This is a genomic window from Amycolatopsis sp. CA-128772, from assembly GCF_002904295.1.
Lineage (GTDB): Bacteria > Actinomycetota > Actinomycetes > Mycobacteriales > Pseudonocardiaceae > Amycolatopsis.
Genome location: NZ_PPHG01000091.1, coordinates 20,061 through 36,003 on the forward strand (window position 1 = coordinate 20,061; position 15,943 = coordinate 36,003).

General features: G+C 70.9%; 18 protein-coding genes and 1 pseudogene. 8 read left to right on the forward strand and 11 right to left on the reverse strand.

From position 1 onward, the window contains the following. Together C2L59_RS40555 and C2L59_RS40560 are read left to right on the forward strand one after the other, a co-directional pair. The gene (locus C2L59_RS40555; protein ID WP_103354898.1) at positions 1-1,143 is read left to right on the forward strand and encodes a hypothetical protein; all 1,143 of its coding nucleotides are present in this window, start codon (positions 1-3) and stop codon (positions 1,141-1,143) included. 4 nt (positions 1,144-1,147) lie between these two features. Continuing rightward, the gene (locus tag C2L59_RS40560) at positions 1,148-1,732 is read left to right on the forward strand and encodes a hypothetical protein (protein ID WP_103354899.1); all 585 of its coding nucleotides are present in this window, start codon (positions 1,148-1,150) and stop codon (positions 1,730-1,732) included. A 124-nt stretch (positions 1,733-1,856) separates the two neighbouring features. Here C2L59_RS40560 and C2L59_RS40565 read toward each other — a convergent pair whose 3' ends face one another. Next, positions 1,857-2,111: a DUF397 domain-containing protein gene (locus C2L59_RS40565; protein ID WP_103354900.1), complete on the reverse strand. Its 255-nt coding sequence runs from the start codon at positions 2,109-2,111 to the stop codon at positions 1,857-1,859. Positions 2,112-2,538: 427 nt separating this feature from the next. On the opposite strand from C2L59_RS40565, the gene C2L59_RS40570 reads away from it, so the two are divergent. After that, positions 2,539-2,793: a hypothetical protein gene (locus tag C2L59_RS40570; RefSeq protein WP_103354901.1), complete on the forward strand. Its 255-nt coding sequence runs from the start codon at positions 2,539-2,541 to the stop codon at positions 2,791-2,793. A 63-nt stretch (positions 2,794-2,856) separates the two neighbouring features. Here the strand turns inward: C2L59_RS40570 and C2L59_RS40575 are convergent, their stop codons facing one another. From C2L59_RS40575 to C2L59_RS40590, 4 genes are all read right to left on the reverse strand, one after another. Beyond that, complete coding sequence (locus C2L59_RS40575; RefSeq protein ID WP_103354902.1) at positions 2,857-3,465, reverse strand: class I SAM-dependent methyltransferase; 609 nt, start codon at positions 3,463-3,465, stop codon at positions 2,857-2,859. Beyond that, positions 3,462-4,310, reverse strand: coding sequence for an SAM-dependent methyltransferase (locus C2L59_RS40580; protein ID WP_103354903.1), 849 nt, complete (start codon positions 4,308-4,310; stop codon positions 3,462-3,464). Before C2L59_RS40580 ends, C2L59_RS40575 begins: the two co-directional genes overlap by 4 nt. Continuing rightward, positions 4,282-5,133, reverse strand: a complete 852-nt coding sequence (locus C2L59_RS40585; RefSeq protein WP_103354904.1) for an SAM-dependent methyltransferase — start codon at positions 5,131-5,133, stop codon at positions 4,282-4,284. The genes C2L59_RS40580 and C2L59_RS40585 overlap by 29 nt, the downstream gene beginning before the upstream one ends. Positions 5,134-5,235: 102 nt before the next feature. Beyond that, positions 5,236-6,099: a helix-turn-helix transcriptional regulator gene (locus C2L59_RS40590; protein WP_103354905.1), complete on the reverse strand. Its 864-nt coding sequence runs from the start codon at positions 6,097-6,099 to the stop codon at positions 5,236-5,238. A 236-nt stretch (positions 6,100-6,335) separates the two neighbouring features. Between C2L59_RS40590 and C2L59_RS40595 the strand changes: the two genes are divergently transcribed. Both C2L59_RS40595 and gndA read left to right on the forward strand, forming a co-directional pair. Then, positions 6,336-7,256 carry an MBL fold metallo-hydrolase gene (locus C2L59_RS40595; protein WP_103354906.1) on the forward strand — a complete coding sequence of 307 codons (921 nt, stop codon included), beginning with the start codon at positions 6,336-6,338 and terminating at the stop codon, positions 7,254-7,256. Positions 7,257-7,341: 85 nt separating this feature from the next. Beyond that, positions 7,342-8,781, forward strand: a complete 1,440-nt coding sequence (gndA, locus tag C2L59_RS40600; protein WP_103354907.1) for an NADP-dependent phosphogluconate dehydrogenase — start codon at positions 7,342-7,344, stop codon at positions 8,779-8,781. 96 nt (positions 8,782-8,877) lie between these two features. Here the strand turns inward: gndA and C2L59_RS40605 are convergent, their stop codons facing one another. Genes C2L59_RS40605 through C2L59_RS40625 form a run of 5 tightly spaced genes read right to left on the reverse strand, consistent with a single transcriptional unit; the run spans position 8,878 to position 13,161 of the window. Further along, positions 8,878-9,615 (reverse strand): Clp protease N-terminal domain-containing protein, encoded by a 738-nt coding sequence (locus C2L59_RS40605; RefSeq protein WP_103354908.1) that lies wholly within the window; start codon positions 9,613-9,615, stop codon positions 8,878-8,880. Positions 9,616-9,647: 32 nt separating this feature from the next. After that, positions 9,648-10,868 (reverse strand): NAD(P)/FAD-dependent oxidoreductase, encoded by a 1,221-nt coding sequence (locus C2L59_RS40610; protein WP_103354909.1) that lies wholly within the window; start codon positions 10,866-10,868, stop codon positions 9,648-9,650. A gap of 54 nt (positions 10,869-10,922) precedes the next feature. After that, the gene (locus C2L59_RS40615) at positions 10,923-11,705 is read right to left on the reverse strand and encodes an IclR family transcriptional regulator (RefSeq protein WP_103354910.1); all 783 of its coding nucleotides are present in this window, start codon (positions 11,703-11,705) and stop codon (positions 10,923-10,925) included. Beyond that, positions 11,702-12,022 (reverse strand): NIPSNAP family protein, encoded by a 321-nt coding sequence (locus tag C2L59_RS40620; protein ID WP_103354911.1) that lies wholly within the window; start codon positions 12,020-12,022, stop codon positions 11,702-11,704. Before C2L59_RS40620 ends, C2L59_RS40615 begins: the two co-directional genes overlap by 4 nt. After that, on the reverse strand, positions 12,022-13,161 hold the full coding sequence (locus C2L59_RS40625; RefSeq protein WP_233223967.1) for a 5-methyltetrahydropteroyltriglutamate--homocysteine S-methyltransferase: 1,140 nt from the start codon (positions 13,159-13,161) through the stop codon (positions 12,022-12,024). Before C2L59_RS40625 ends, C2L59_RS40620 begins: the two co-directional genes overlap by 1 nt. Before the next feature lie 82 nt (positions 13,162-13,243). Between C2L59_RS40625 and C2L59_RS40630 the strand changes: the two genes are divergently transcribed. The 3 genes and pseudogenes from C2L59_RS40630 (at position 13,244) to C2L59_RS49585 (ending at position 15,273) form a co-directional block, all read left to right on the forward strand. Next, the gene (locus C2L59_RS40630; RefSeq protein ID WP_103354912.1) at positions 13,244-14,575 is read left to right on the forward strand and encodes a nucleobase:cation symporter-2 family protein; all 1,332 of its coding nucleotides are present in this window, start codon (positions 13,244-13,246) and stop codon (positions 14,573-14,575) included. A 72-nt stretch (positions 14,576-14,647) separates the two neighbouring features. Then, positions 14,648-14,863, forward strand: a pseudogene (locus C2L59_RS49580) (alkaline phosphatase); the annotation flags it as partial. A 110-nt stretch (positions 14,864-14,973) separates the two neighbouring features. After that, entirely contained in the window at positions 14,974-15,273 is a 300-nt protein-coding gene (locus C2L59_RS49585; RefSeq protein WP_233223968.1) for an alkaline phosphatase, read from the forward strand. On the opposite strand, the gene C2L59_RS40640 is transcribed toward C2L59_RS49585, so the two are convergent. Continuing rightward, complete coding sequence (locus C2L59_RS40640) at positions 15,260-15,802, reverse strand: hypothetical protein (RefSeq protein WP_103354913.1); 543 nt, start codon at positions 15,800-15,802, stop codon at positions 15,260-15,262. The two genes, C2L59_RS49585 and C2L59_RS40640, sit on opposite strands and share 14 nt — an antisense overlap. Positions 15,803-15,943: the final 141 nt, after the last annotated feature.

Here is a 15,943-nt window from a genome sequence, read left to right on the forward strand (position 1 = left end):
ATGGATCTCACCGCATCGGGCGTGCGCACCACGTCCGTGGCGAAACCGGCGCGAACGGGGCTGCTGCCGGCGAACGTCGTGCTCGGCGGGTCGCTTCTGTCGCTGGTCGGGCTGACCTGGGACATCCAGTGGCACAGCGACGTCGGGCCGGACACGTTCTTCACGCTGCCGCACCTGTTCCTGTACGCGGGCAGCGCGGTCGTCGGCCTGGCGAGCCTCGCCGTCGTGCTGCTGACGACGGCGGCCCGGCGCGCGGGCCGGCCGGTCGACCCGCGGGTCGGCGGGCGCGTGGTCAACGTCTTCGGCCGGACGTTCGCGGCGCCGCTGGGTTACCTGATGTCCGGGGTCGGCGCGGCGACGTTCCTGCTGTACGGCCTGTGGGACCAGTGGTGGCACGGGCTCTACGGCTTCGACGCGGTCATCGACTCGCCGCCGCACATCGGGCTGCTGCTGTCGATCACGGTGTCGCTGATCGGCACGACCGCGGTGTTCGCCGCGGCACGCGAGCACCGCTGGGGCCGGCTCGGCACGCTGGCGTCGCTGACCGTGCTGCTCACCTTCGGTCCCGTGCTGGCCCTGGGGTTGCAGCAGGTGCCGGACGACTACGCCGACGCCGTCTCGATCGGGACGTCGATGATGGCGGTGCTGCTGGTGGCGGTCGGCGCGGGGTTCCTCCGGCGGCCCGGCGGGGCGGTCGGCACCGCGGCGCTGGTCGCGGCCGTGCAGGTGCTCTTCTGGTGGTTCTCGCCGTGGGCGGCGCGGGCCTACGCGGACCTCGTCGGCCTGCCGATGCGCGACGCGATCTCGGGGGTGCCGGAAATGCCGTCGCTGGCGCCGATGGCGCTGCTGCCGGTGGCCGCGCTGATGGAACTGGGCTACCTGGCCGGGCGACGCCGCGGGTGGCGCGCGGGCCGCGTTTCGGTGGTCGTCGGCGGGGTTGCCGGGCTGCTGACCGGCCTGAGCCTGCCGGTGCAGCGGGTGTTGCTCTACACCGGCGCGCACCTGCCGCCGGCCTGGTACCTGGCGACGACGGCCGTACTGGCCGGCCTGCTCGGGCTGCTCGGCGGGTTCGCCGGGTGGCGGTTCGGCGGGATGCTCTGCCTGCTGGCGCCCGCGGAGAAGGGGGAAACCGCTGATGCGTAAGACAATGTCACTCGGGCCGGGGGCTCTGCCATCCGGAACCGCCGTAAAGCGGATTGTTCTGGCCCTGACCGCGGTCGCCGCCCTGCTGTTCGCCACCGCGGCACCGGCGAACGCCTACGAGCCGGTGAACATCGTGCACACCGAGCGGGTGCAGGCCGGGCCGTACGGGCTGACGGTCGGGTTCAGCACCTGGCCGCTGAAAGCCATGCAGTCACTGGACTTCACCTTCATCCCCGACGGCGGGATCGAGGACAAGTCCGGTCGGCTCACGATGCTCGGCCCCGGTGGCGCGCAGCGCCGCGCCCAGCCGCTCGTGCGGCACCCGCGCAAGCGGGAGGTCTGGGGGCTGGACGTCCGGTCGCTGCCGCAGCCGGGCGAGTGGACGTTCCGCTTCACCGTCAACGGCCCCGCCGGGTCCGGCACCGGCGAGCTGCGGGCGCTGCCGGTGCTGCAGCAGCCCGGGCCGCCGATGGGCGTGAGCTGGGCGATCAGCACGCTGCCGCTGATCGGGCTCGTGGTGCTCGTCGTGGTGGCCTGGCGCCGGACCCGCGGCCGGTTGCGCGGCGGGGAGCTCCCGGCAACCGGGTGAGATTCCGCTCACATTCGGCGTCCGGACGTATTCAGGGCGTCGCGAAGGCCTCCTTCACCGAGACGGGAAGGGGGCCTTCACCATCTGTTCTCCAACCTTTTCACCAGCAGCCGGCCGGGCGGGCTCAGGCGGGCAGGTCGAACTGCCCGGCCTTGACCGCGATCAGGAACGCTTCCCACTCGGCGGTGTCGAAGACGAAGACGGGACTGGTCGTGAGCTTGGTGTCCCGGACGCCGATCAGGCCGTCCCGGCCGAGGTTGACCTCGACGCAGCTGCCGCCGTTGGGTTCGCTGGCGAACGACTTCTCCCAGGCGGCCTCTTCGAACATAGACACGGCCGTGTTCGGATCGTAATCCGCGAACGACGGATAATCCGCCATGGGTCGTACCTCCGAGGATCGATGGGGTCGCGGCCGCGAACTGGTCGAAATGCACCCGCTCCCGGCTACTCAGTGTCTCAATGGCGCAAGCCACAGGGCCAAGCGGGTGATCAACTAGCTTCGGCCTCGACATGAAGATTATTCCAGGAGTAGGATTAATCGCATCGGCCGGGGCGCCGGCGTCGGTGAACGACTGCCTGCTCGCGGCGGGCGGTCGTCGGCACGGGCCGAAGTGTCGGACTGACCAGTGCCGGACCGGATAAACCCAAGCCGCCGCAAGACCTCATGGGGGAGGATCAGCGTGATCGTCGAGGACAGGCCCCACGTCTCCGGACGCGCCGCCACGGCCACGACCGGGCTGATCCGAGCGCATCTGACCAGCGGCGAACCCGCCGGGTCACCGCGACGAGAGCAGGGGGTGTAGACGATGGCCGTGCGGGTGAACTCGCTGTTCCGCCGCGAGGACGAAGCACACCGTGGCCGCCGGGGCATCGGGAACGAGCTGCGGAACCGCTTCGGCTTCAGCCTGATCCAGGCGCCGCTGCGCAAGACGACGACGTGGGCGGCGGACCAGGACGTCCCGCTGCGGCGCCACTCCGACGGGGTCCGGACGACCCGCCCGCTGGAGGCGTCGATCGACCTGACACCGTTGCTGCGCGGCCGGCTCGGTTCGCGCGTCTGAACTGCCGTACCACCACCGAAGAGCCCCGGTTTCCTGCGGAACCGGGGCTCTTGCCGTGCGGGGCTACGGTTTTCGGAGCAGCAGGCAGCCGTGGCGCATCGGCCGCTCCCCCGCGACCGGCTCGCGGTACACCCGCCCCACTTCGTGGAATCCCGCCGCAGCCCCGAAACCGGCCAGTTCGTCCAACGGCCAGCTGTAGGCCGTCGTCACCTTGTGGTCGAAAGCCGTTCGCGGGCCACCGCCGGATTCGAAGCACCCCAACAGAACGTGACCGCCCGACGCCAACGTTCGGGCGAATTCGCCGAAGTAGCCCGGAATTTCCGCCGGCGGCGTGTGGATCATCGAGTACCACGAGAGAATCCCGCCCAGGGACGCGTCGGGCACCGCCAGCGCCGCCATGGAACCGACTTCGAACCGCAGGTCCGGGTACGCCGCCCGGGCGAGCTCGATCATCGCCGGCGACAGGTCGACGCCGAAACTGTCGAGCCCGAGCGAACGCAGGTGCGCCGTCAGCCGGCCGGGCCCGCAGCCGAGGTCGGCGACCGGGCCGCGGCCGCGGACGGAATCCGCGAACGCCGTCCACACCGCCCGTTCCAGCGGGTGCTTGTCCCAGACCTCGCGGGCGAACTCGGCGTACTGCGCGGCGATGGCGTCGTAGGCGGCGGCCGTCACGGCTTGCGGCCGAGGCCGCAGAGGTGACCGACGAACGACGGGTCGTTCGCGAGCTTCTTCGTGGCCTTGGACTCGATCTCCTCCGGGTGCCACTCCGGCAGGTAGACGATGCCCGGCTCGACGAGCTCCAGCCCTTCGAAGAACGACGTGAACTCCGCGCGGGTGCGCAGGTGCAGCGGCGTGCTCGACTGGTTGTACTGCTTCATGATCGTCTCGCGGCTGTCGACGTCGGCCATCTCCTGCAGGCCGTCGCTCGTCAGGTGCGAGGACAGGAAGTACGAACCGGCGGGCAGCAGCGACAGGTACTTCCGGATGGTCTGGGCCACCGGCTCGTCGGCGCCGAGGAAGTACAGGACGCCGACCATGATCAGGCCGATCGGGCGGTTCGGGTCGAGGACGCCGGTGTCGAGCGCGCGCTTCCAGATGTCGGCCGGGTCGCGCAGGTCGCCCTGCAGCACCGCGTGCCGGTCCGCGACACCCTCCTGTTCCAGCAGGATCTGGGAGTGGGCGACGGCGACCGGCTCGTTGTCGACGTACACGCACCGCGCGTCCGGGTTGACCTCCGTGGCGACCTCGTGGACGTTGCCGACCGTCGGGACGCCGGAGCCGAGGTCGAGGAACTGGTCGACGCCGTTGCGCGCCAGGTACCGGACGCCGCGGCCGAGGAAGTCGCGGCCGGCACGGGCGACCGTCTTGATCATCGGGAACGTCTTGACCGCCTGCTCGCCGAACTGGCGGTCGATGGCCCAGTTGGCGTCGCCGCCGAGGAACCAGTCGTAGATGCGGGCCGCGTTCGGCCGGTCGAGGTCCACGCCTTCAGGGGCTTCGGGGTCCTGCGTAGTCATTGCGTCCTCCAGGCTTGCGGCCGACACCGCCGACCACGCTCGCGAGGGGGACCGTGGCGGCGCCGGGCTCCGGGCGCCACTCTCCCACAGGCACGATCCCGGGCTCGACGACGTCGAAGGTACCGAAGAACGCGGCGATCTCGGCGAGCGATCGGGACACCGCGGGGGAACTCGACCGCTCGGACAGCTTCACCAGCCGCCGGATCTGCTCCAGCTCTTCGCCTTCGACGCCGGATTCGGTCGCGTGCGAAAGGACGTACGCCGACCCGGGCGCCAGGAGCGTCCGGTAGTCGCGGATGGCTTCGCGGACGCCGGTGACGTCGGGCAGGAAGTGCAGCACCGCCACGGTGAGCAGGCAGATCGGCCGGTCCGGGTCGAGCACGCCGGTGGCCAGCGCGGCTTCCCAGACCTCGCCGGCGTCCCGCAGGTCGGCGTGCAGCACGGCGTGCCGTTCGGGGTCGCCGGCTTCTTCGAGCAGCATCCGCCCGTGCGCGACGGCCACGGGCTCGCAGTCGACGTAGACGCACCGGCTGTCGTCGACGTGGTCGTCGGCCACCTCGTGCACGTTGCCCGCGGTGGGGATGCCGGAGCCGAGGTCGAGGAACTGCGTGATGCCTTCGGCGAGGCAGTAGCGCACGGCCCGGCCGAGGAAGTCGCGGTTGCTCCGGGCCAGGGTCTTGGCGAGCGGGAACGCTTCCACCGCCTGCTGGCCGTACTGCCGGTCGACCGCCCAGTTCGCGGTGCCGCCCAGCGCCCAGTCGTAGATGCGGGCCACATTCGGGCGGTCCAGATCGATGACATCGGGAAGGAAGTCGGGGTCCACGACGTCCCCTTCGAGGCGGCCACTTCCGGTGGATTCAGGCCTAACGGAGTGACTCTACCGAAGGTTGTTCACGGCCCGGGACACCTCAGGCCGCCATTCGCCCTATTGGAGCTGCTGCATCTGCGCGCGGTAACCCTCCGCGAGCTCCTTGAGGAACTGCCGGGTCTCCTGGCGCTCCAGCGCCGCTCCGCGCAGCCTGTCCCACGAGTCGACGAAGATGTTGAAGTCCTTGACGTCGTCGAGGTACAGGCCGCCGGCGGAGTGCTCGATGTAGACGAAGTCCCGGGTGCGGTCCGGGAACCGCATGATCGTGAAGTCGTTGGGCACCGCGGCCAGCCGCGCGCCGAACGGGAGTACGTGCACGTAGACGCGCGGGTGCTTCTCGAGCGAGAGCAGGTGCTCGACCTGGTCGAGCATCACCGCGGGCGCGTAGCCACCGGGCGCCCGGCGCAGCGCGCCTTCGCTGATGATGAACCGGTAGTACGGCGGCTGCTGCTGCTCGAACACCGCCTTGCGGTCGAGCCGGTTGCGCACCAGCGACGTCACGTCGGTGGCACCGAACTCGGTGAACTGCTTAAGCATGTAGTGCTCGGACTGCAGCGGGCCCGGGATGCGCTCGCCGTGCCAGGTGAGGATCTCCGCGGCCGCGGGCTCCAGGTCGGTGAAGGTGCGGAACCAGTGCGGCACCACCGAGCGGTAGCCGGACCAGTGGCCGCGCTGCCCGGCGGCGGCCCGCGCCAGGTTCATCAGCGTGTCGGCCTCTTCGCCGTTGATCCCGAACGCGTTCAGCATCGATCGCACATCCCCGAGCTTCACCCCGACGGCACCGGACTCGATCTTGTTGACCTTGCCCTGGGTGCAGCCGAGGACCTCGGCGACCTGTTGCTGTGTCATCCGCGCCGCGGTGCGGGCATGCCGGAGCTCGTTCCCGAGCTGCTTCCGGCGCGAGGTGACGGTGCTGGCCATCGCCCTGCTCTCCCGGACCACTACCAAGCGACGGCGGCCTCCCGGTCGCCGTCGCGCGCGAACTATCGAACCCACCCAGGTTAGTGCTTCACCTTGCGGATCTCGATGATGACATCGCGCAGCGTTCCAGGAAACGTCGCGGAACGCCAGTCACCTGCGCTATCACTCGCCTGGACCAGCGAAATTCCGAATTATTCCGCCAACCGGCGGAGCCCTCTCTCGGGCATAGTGGCCCGGTGACCGATCGCTCGCCTTCCGCCGCCGCCGTCACCCGGCTGGCCGACCAGGTCCACGGGTACGTCCAGCCGGACGGCTCCTGGTACATCAACAACTGCGGGTTCGTCGACGCCGGCGACCACACCGTGCTCATTGACACGTGTTCGACCGAGCGCCGCACGCGCGCCTTGCTCGAGGCAGTCCGCAGTACCACCGGCAGCCCGGTGACGACGCTGGTGAACACCCACCACCACGGCGATCACACCAACGGGAACTACCTGGTCACGGGCGCGGCGGTGGTCGGCCACCGCAAGACGCGCGAGGTGATGGTCGCCGAGGGCATCCAGACGTTCGAGGGCGTCTTCGTCGGCAGCGACTGGGGCGAGCTCGAGTCGCGGCCGCCGGAGATCGTGTTCGACGACCGGCTCACGGTGTACGCCGGCGACGTCGAAATCCAGCTGATCCACCCGGGTCACGCGGCCCACACGACCAACGACGTCCTGGTCTGGCTGCCCGCGCAGCGCGTGCTGTACGCCGGTGACCTGGTGTTCCACGGCGGCAGCCCGTTCGCGCTGATGGGCTCGGTCGCCGGGTGGCGCAAGGGCCTCGACGTCATCCGGGAGCTTCAGCCCGAAGTCATCTTGCCTGGTCACGGCGGCCCCTGCGGGCTGGAGGTCGTGGACAAAGTGGACGAATACCTCGGATTCGTCCAGAAGACGGCCGAGCGCGGGAAGGCCGCCGGGCTGTCGCCGCTGGAGCTGGCCAAGGAGACGGACCTCGGCGAGTTCGCGTCGCTGAGCGAGCAGGAGCGGCTGCCGGGCAACCTGCACCGCGCGTACGCCGAGCTCGACGGCGCCGAGTGGGGCGCCGACATCGACCTGGTCGCGGCGATCACCGACATGCTCGCCTACAACAAGGGCCCGATCCGCTGCTTCTCCTGAACTAGGTGAGCTGCTCCTCCGTGCCCTCCCTTGAGGCGTCGATCGGACTAGGGTCTGAATCGAGAGAGACGTTGAGAGGATTCGGATGAGCAAGAAGGCGAGCATCGGGGTCACCGGCCTGGCGGTCATGGGCCGCAACCTGGCCCGCAACCTGGCCCGGCACGGCCACACGGTGGCCCTGCACAACCGGTCCGAGGAGCGGACCCGCGCGCTGGTGGAGCAGGTCGGCGACGAGGGCGACTTCATCCCGGCGTACTCCGCGCAGGCGTTCGTCGACGCGCTGGAGCGGCCGCGGCAGGTCGTGATCATGGTCAAGGCGGGCGGCCCGACGGACGCCGTCATCGAAGAGTTCGCGCCGCTGCTCGAAGAGGGCGACGTGATCATCGACGCCGGCAACGCGCACTTCGCCGACACGCGCCGCCGCGAGAAGGCGCTGCGCGAGCGTGGCCTGCACTTCGTCGGCAGCGGCGTCTCCGGCGGCGAGGAAGGCGCGCTGCACGGGCCGAGCATCATGCCCGGCGGTTCGAAGGAGTCGTACGAGTCGCTCGGCCCGCTGTTCGAGGACATCTCGGCGAAGGTCGACGGCGAGCCGTGCTGCACGCACATCGGCGCGGACGGCGCCGGCCACTTCGTCAAGATGGTGCACAACGGCATCGAGTACGCCGACATGCAGCTGATCGCGGAGTCGTTCGACCTGCTCCGGCACGCGGGCGGCTACGCGCCGGCCGAGATCGCCGACGTGTTCCGCACCTGGAACACCGGGCGCCTCGACTCCTACCTGATCGAGATCACCGCCGAGGTGCTGGCGCACGTCGACAAGACGTCCGGCAAGCCGTTCGTGGACGTCGTCGAGGACGCCGCCGAGCAGAAGGGCACCGGCCGCTGGACCGTGCAGATCGGCCTCGACCTGGGTGTCCCGATCTCCGGCATCGCCGAAGCCGTCTTCGCGCGTTCGCTGTCCGGGTCCAAGTCGCTGCGTGCGGCGGCCCGCGGGCTCGGCGGCCCGTCGGCGGCGCCGCTGTCGGGGTCCTCGCTGGAGCGCTTCGCCGACGACGTCGAGCAGGCGCTGTACGCGTCGAAGGTGGTCGCGTACGCGCAGGGCTTCAACCAGATCCAGGCCGGCGCGACCGAGTACGGGTGGGACATCGACCTCGGCAAGGTCGCCTCGATCTGGCGCGGCGGCTGCATCATCCGCGCGAAGTTCCTCAACGACATCACCGCCGCCTACGCCGACGAGCCGGAGCTGCCGACGCTGCTGACGTCGGGCGGCTTCCGCAAGGCGGTCGAGGACGCGCAGGACTCGTGGCGTTCGGTGATCTCGACGGCGGTCAAGCTCGGCATCCCGACGCCGGGCTTCTCGACGGCGCTGGCCTATTACGACGGCCTCCGCGCGGACCGCCTGCCGGCCGCCCTGGTCCAGGGCCAGCGCGACTTCTTCGGCGCCCACACCTACCGCCGGGTGGACCGCGAAGGCTCGTTCCACACGGCCTGGGCCGCCGACGGCCGCCCGGAGTCCGACGCCTGACGAGCCGCTGCTCTGACCGGGAAGACCCCCTGGTCCCACCCGGTCAGAGCAGCGTCACCAGCAGCACGGCGAGCAGTGCGGCGGCCAGCAGGAGCTTCACTGCCCCCGGGCGGCGAGGAGTTCCGCCAGCACCTCGACGATCTTCGCCTCGGCCTTGTCCTTCTTGACGCCCAGGCCGTCGAGCACCTCGAAGCCGGCGCCCTCACGTTGTTCCAGCAGCGCCAGCAGGATGTGCTCGGTGCCGATGTAGTTGTGCCCGAGCCGCAGGCCTTCGCGCATGGTCAGTTCCAGGGTCTTCTTGGCCGCCGCCGAGAACGGGACCACGTTCGGCACCGGCTCGACCGGCTCGGGCAGCCGCGCCTCGGCCGCTCCGCGGACGGCGTCGAGCTGCACGCCCTGGGCCAGGATCGCCCCGGCCGCGAGGGCGGCGGGCTCGGTCAGCAGGCCCAGCACGATGTGCACGGTGTCGATCTCCGGGCTGGCGTGGTCGACGGCCGCCTTCTGCGTCTCGACGATGACGTGCCGCGCCCGGTCGGTGTAGCGCCCGTAGACGCGCTCGATCGCCCCGGACGGGTCGCCGCCGGGGTCGACCTTCGGCACGAACCGCTTCTGGGCGGCCTGTTTCGTGACGCCCATGCTGGCGCCGATGTCGGTCCAGGACGCGCCCGATCTCCGGGCCTGGTCGACGAAGTGACCGATCAGGTGGTCGGCCACCTCGCCGAGGTGCTGGCCCACGTAGACGGCGTCGGTCAGCTGGGCCAGGGCGTCGTGGTCGTTGTTGCTCTTGATGGCGGTGATCAGGTCGTCGAGCTTGATGTTGGTCGGTAGGGTCATGCCGTCAACTTTAGGTTGACGATCTAGTTCCGTCAACCGCGAGTTGACGCTGCCTTCAGGTGAGCTTTCAGGTCGAACTCGCTCGTCTCGAGATCGGCGTACGCGGGCTTCGGCTCGGCCGTGAACAGCCGTCGTGCGGCGATGTGGTCGGCCGGCCGGTTCACCGACTCGACGGCGATGAGGACGTCGTCGCGGAAGGACAGCACGGAGAACTTGCCCGCGGCCGGGTCGCCCGCGACCACCGTCCGGTCCGCGCCCGCCAGGATCCCGGCGATCTGCAGCTTCGCGCCCGCCTGGTCGGTCCAGAACCAGGGCAGGCTCGCGTACGGCTCTTCGGTGCCGGTGATCGCCGCGGCCACGCAGCGGGCTTGGTCGACGGCGTTCTGCACGGACTCCAGCCGGGTCTCGGCGCCGGCCTGCACGCACGGGAAGTTGGCGCAGTCGCCGATGGCGAAGATCCGCGGGTCCGCCGTGCGCAGGTGCGCGTCGACGACGACGCCGTTGCGCACCGGCAGCCCGGCGGCCTCGGCGAGCGACGTCTCGGGCACCACCCCGACGGCCACGACGACCAGGTCCGCGGGCAGCCGGGTGCCGTCGGCCAGCTCGACCTCCCGCACCCGCGAGTCGCCGTGCATCGCGGCGACACCCTGGCCGAGCAGCACCGTGTGCCCGGCCTTGCGGTGCAGGTCGGCGAAGTACGTGGAGATCTCCGGCGTCGCGACGCGGTTGAGCAGGCGGTCCTGCGCCTCGACGATCGTCACCGGGCGACCGGCGTGGGAAGCGAACTCCAGCCCGATGAACCCACCGCCGGCCACGACGACGTTTTCGGCCCGTTCGAGGGACGCCCGCAGCCGGTCGGCGTCGTCGCGGGTGCGCAGCGTCAGCACCCCCGGCAGGTCCGCGCCCGGCACCGGCAGCGTCCGGTTGCGGGCGCCGGTGGCCAGGACGAGGAAGTCGTAGGCCGGCTCGCGGCCGTCGTCGAGCCGCACGGCCGCCGCCTCGCGGTCGATCGCCGCGACCCGCCCGGCGACCAGCTCGATGTCCTTCTCGGCGAAGAAGTCCTCGCCGCGCAGGTGCAGCTGCTCGAGCCCGGCGGTCCCGGCCAGGTACGCCTTCGACAGCGGCGGCCGCTGGTAGGGCACCCCCGGCTCGTCCCCGACCAGCACGACCCGGCCGGCGAAGCCCCGGTCCCGCAGCGAAGCCACGGCCTGGAACCCGCTCTGACCAGCACCGACGACGAGAACGGTGGTCATTCCTGCTCCTCACCCCGATCCGGCAACCCTCTGTCTCATCCGACCACAACCGGCTCAAGCCGTCGAGGAACCGCCGCCGGGCCGGGGCGCGCCCAGCACCCGCGAGATGCCCCGGGCCGCGGCCCGGACCGCCGGGACCAGCGTCCGCGGGTCCGTTCCCTCCGCCGGGACGACCACCGAGATGGCGGCCACGACGGCGTCCGTGGCGTCGCGGACCGGTGCGGCCACCGAGAGCGCGATCAGCTCGACCTGGCCGTCGCTGATCGCGTACCCGTCCCGGCGCACGTCCGCGAGCACCCGCCGCAGCTGCGCGGGCGCGCTGATCGTCTTCGGCGTGAACGCCTTCAGCGGCCCCGCCAGGACCTCCTCCTGCGCCTCGGCGGAGGCGTGCGCGAGCAGGACCTGGCCGACGCCGGTGGCGTGGGCGGGCAGCCGCCCGCCGACGCGGGTCAGCACGTTGACCGCACCGCGGCCGGAGATGCGCTCGACGAACACGACCTCCGGCCCGTCGAGCACGGCGAGCTGCACGTTCTGGTGCGTGGCCTCGTAGAGGTCCTCGAGAAACGGCATCGCGCTCTCGCGCAGCTCGGCGCCGTGCGGCGCCAGCGACGCGACCTCCCACAGCCACAGCCCGACGCGGTAGCCGCCCGTTTCGTCGCGCACGAGCGCGCCGCGCCGGGTGAGCTCGCCGGCCAGCCGGTGCGTGGTCGACAGCGGCAGCCCGGCGCGGCGGCTGAGGTCCGACAGCGTCAGCCGCGGCCGGTCGGCCGTGAACGCGCCCAGCAGGTCGAGGACGCGGTCCACGACCGACGGCGGCCGCCCCGCGCGATGTCTCACCCCTCTTCGTCGTCCGGCAGCAGCGGCCGCATGAACGTCCGCCGGTACCGCACCACGCACCCGCTCTCGTCGCGGATCTTGTCGGCCTCGATGAAGTCCGGGTCGACGCCGAACAGCGTTCGGTAGCGCTCGTACGCGGCGAGGCTCTCGAAGCTGAACAGCGCCCGTGCTTCGTCGCTCGCGCCCTCCGACGGCAGGAAGTAGCCGTGGTGGATGCCGCCTTCGCGCTGCACCAGCCGCATCCAGGCGGCGGCGAAGCGCTCGAAGTCGGGGAGCTTCGCGGGGTCGATGACGTAGTCGACGACGCAGGTGATCATCAGTGGCCGCCCCAGACGCGGTCGGCCGTCGCCACGATCAGCTCCAGCTTCCGCAGCTGGTCGTCCGTGGTCAGGTCGTTGCCCTCCTCCGTCGAGGAGAAGCCGCACTGCGGCGACAGGCAGAGCCGGTCGATGTCGACGTACCGCGACGCCTCCTCGATCCGCCGCACCAGGACGTCCGGGTCCTCCAGCTCCGGCCGCTTGGTGGTGACCAGGCCGAGGACGACCTTCTTGTCCTTCGGCACGAACCGCAGCGGCTCGAACCCGCCGGAGCGTTCGTCGTCGTACTCCAGGAAGAACCCGTCGACGGCGAGCTCGCCGAACAGCGCCTCGGCGACGAACTCGTAGCTGCCCTCCGCGGCCCACGACGACCGGAAGTTGCCCCGGCACAGGTGGGTCGTCACGGTGAGGTCCTCGGGCCGGCCTTCCAGGGCCGCGTTCATCGTCGCGATGTTGCGCACGTGCTGGGTGTCCGGGTCGCCGCCCATCCGCGCGACGAGCTCCCGCTGCGCCGGGTCGTTGAGGTAGGCGAGGCTGGTGTCGTCGAGCTGCAGGTACCGGCAGCCGAGCCCGTGCACCGCGCTGACCTGCTGTTTGTAGGCCGCGCTGAGGTCGTCGAAGAACTCCTCGAGGTCCGGGTACACGCTCTCGCTGACCGCGGCCCGGCCGCCGCGGTAGTAGACCATGCTCGGCGACGGGATGGTCAGCTTCGGCGTCACGCCGGGGTCCACATGGGACTGCAGGAACCGGAAGTGGTCGGCGAAGACCGGCTCGTCGAGCCGCACCTTGCCGTCGACCTGCAGCCCGGGCGGGCTGAACTCGAGGTCGCCCGCCAGGTTGTGGAACTTGACGTGCAGCCGCTCGTCGCTCTTCGAGATGCCGCCGAGCGAGTAGATGAAGTCCATGTGCCAGGAAGCGCGCCGGAACTCGCCGTCGGTCGCCGAGCTGAGCCCGGCGGCCTTCTGCATCTTGATCACGTCGCGGATCGCGTCGTCCTCGACCGCGCGCAGCTGCTCCGCGTTGATCTCACCGCTTTCGTGCCGCCGTCGCGCGTCGCGCAGCACCGGGGGCCGCAGCAGGCTCCCCACGTGATCGGCGCGAAACGGCGGGCCCACCTGGGAAATGCCACCCGAAGTCATGCACCGATGGTCACACACTCCCGGCCTTCGCGCCGCCCCCTGAACCATGATCATCGCGCCCGGCTCTTGCTACCGTCCGCTCATGACGGAATCCGCGGTCCACCCGGTCGACCGGGGCCTGCCCGCCGGACGGCTCGCCCTGCTCGGCCTCCAGCACATGTCGATCATGTACGCCGGCTCGGTCGCGGTGCCGCTGATCGTCGGCAGCGCGTTGAAGCTCGATCCCGCGACGATCGGGCTGCTGGTCAACGCCGATCTGCTGGTCGCCGGCATCGCGACGCTGATACAGGCGGTCGGCATCGGGAAACTGCTGGGCATCCGGCTGCCGGTGGTGGCCGGCGCGACGTTCACCGTCGTCAACCCGATGATCCTGATCGCGTCCCAGTACGGCCTGCCCGCGGTCTACGGCGCGATGATCGCCTCCGGCGTGTTCGGGCTGCTCATCGCGCGGCCGTTCGCGAAGCTGATCCGGTTCTTCCCGCCGCTGGTCACCGGAACGCTGCTGCTGGTCATCGGCGTCTCGCTGCTCGGCCCGGGCGCGGCGATGATCGCCGGCCACGACACGACGGCCCCGGACTACGCGGCGCCGTCGCACATCGGGCTGGCGTTCGGCGTGCTCGCGCTGCTCGTGTTGTTCACGCGTGTGCTGCGCGGGTTCGCCAACCAGATCGGGCCGCTGCTCGCGCTGGCCATCGGGCTGGTCGTGGCGATCCCGATGGGGCTGGTGCACTGGGACGGCCTGCGTGCGGCCGGCTGGTTCGGGCTGGCGTCACCGTTCCACTTCGGTGCCCCGACGTTCCCGGTCGCGGCGATCCTGTCGATGTGCGTGGTCATGCTGGTGACGTTCACCGAGTCGACGGCCGACATGATTGCCGTCGGCGAGATCACCGGCCGCCCGCCGTCCGACGCCGACCTCGCCCGCGGCCTGGCCACCGACGGCGTCTCGGCGGTGCTCGGCGGGGTGATGAACTCCTTCCCCGACACGGCGTTCGCGCAGAACGTCGGCCTGGTGCGGATGACGGGCGTGCGCAGCCGCTGGGTGGTCGCGGTGACCGGCGGGATCCTGCTCCTGATGGGCTTGGTGCCGAAGGTCGGCGCGTTCGTCGCGGCCATCCCGGAGCCGGTGGTCGGCGGGGTTGCGGTGGTGATGTTCGCGATGGTCGCCGCGGTCGGCGCGCAGAACCTGCGGACGGTCGAGTTTTCCGGTAACCACAACACGTTCGTCGTCGCGGTGGCCCTCGGTGTCGGTTTGCTGCCGGCGTTCGCACCGGACTTCTTCAAGCACTTCCCGGCCTGGCTGCAGACGATCTGCGGCAGTTCGATCACGGTGGCGGCGGTCCTGGCGTTCGCACTGAACCTGCTGTTCAACCACCTCGGCCGGCGCGCGGAGCCGGACCTGCTCGAAGAACCCTGAGCGGGCGCCCATCTCGCCTTTCCCGCCCGCATATATCAGGAAAGCTTCCTGACTACCTCAGTGGGAGGCGCGATGCGGTCCGGGGTTCTCGTAGCGGCATTGATCCTGTTCAGCGGCGGCGTGGCGGCGGCGGCCCACGCGCGCAACGTCATCTACATCCAGGGCGACGGCCTCGGCCCCGGCCAGCGCACTCTCCTCCGGCTGACCATCGCCGGCCGGCACGGTGAGCCGGCGATGAACCGGCTGCCGGTCACCGGGCTGGTGCACACCGACCCCGACGACCCCGAGAACGTAGTCACCGACTCCGCCGCGGCGGCCACCGCGCTGGCGACCGGGCGCAGAACCCAAGCCCAGCGCAGCGCGCGTCGCGGATCCTCGGGCTGTTCGCCAACGAGGGCATGGTCGACTACGGCCCGGACGGCGTCGGGAAGTACGCGCCGAGCGTCTCGCTGCTCCAGATGGCGAATGAGGCCCTGGACACGCTGTCGGCCAACCCGCGCGGGTTCTTCCTGTTCCTGGAAGAGGAAGGCATCGACGGGATGTCGCACGAGAACAACGCGCACGCGGTGATCGACGCGGGCCGCGCGCTCGACGCCACGGTCGCGGCGGTGCGGGAGTTCGTCCTGGCCCACCCGGACGATGGTGCGCGCCGCCGGCTTCGAGCGCTGAAGGTCCGCGCCGAGCTCACCAGCAGATGATCAGCAGCACGCACGAGGGCTCGGACCGCGGCGTGGTGGTCGGGGCCGGCGAGTGACCACCGGACGGCGGCGGGTGCCCCGTCGTCGTCGCGGTGGGCGTGGTGGTCGAACCGGCGCCGCCGGTCTGCGTGGTGGTCGGCGTCGCGGTGCCGGCGCCGGCACCGCTGGTCTCGGTGGGCGACGGGCGGCCCGGCACCTCGGTGACGGTGCCGCGGTGTTCGCCGGACGCGGGAACGACGTCGCCGCCGGTGCCGCCGCCGATCCCGCCGTCGGGCGGGGAGTCCGTGGCCTGGTCGGCGCCGCCCAGCCCGGTGGTGCGCTGCGGGAACGGGATGACCTGGATCTGGTCGACCGGGGCGGCGTCCTGCCGCTCGTTGCCGCCGTAGGCGACCAGGGCCGCGGCGGCGCCGCAGCCCACGATGACGGCGAGCATCACCGCGACCACCCGCCAGCGTGACTGGCCTGGTCCCGGACGGTCGCCCCAGCCCTCGCGCACGAGCAGCTCGGCGACCGATACCTCGTCGTTCACCCCGACAGACCTTCCCGAGAGGGCCTTTCGGCCGACATCGTGGCCGTATTCTTACCGTAAAAGCCCCCCGAACGGGTGAAGACCCGGCAAAAATTCGTCACGTAACGTTCACTTTGACAGTCAGTGACTCTCCACAGCGTT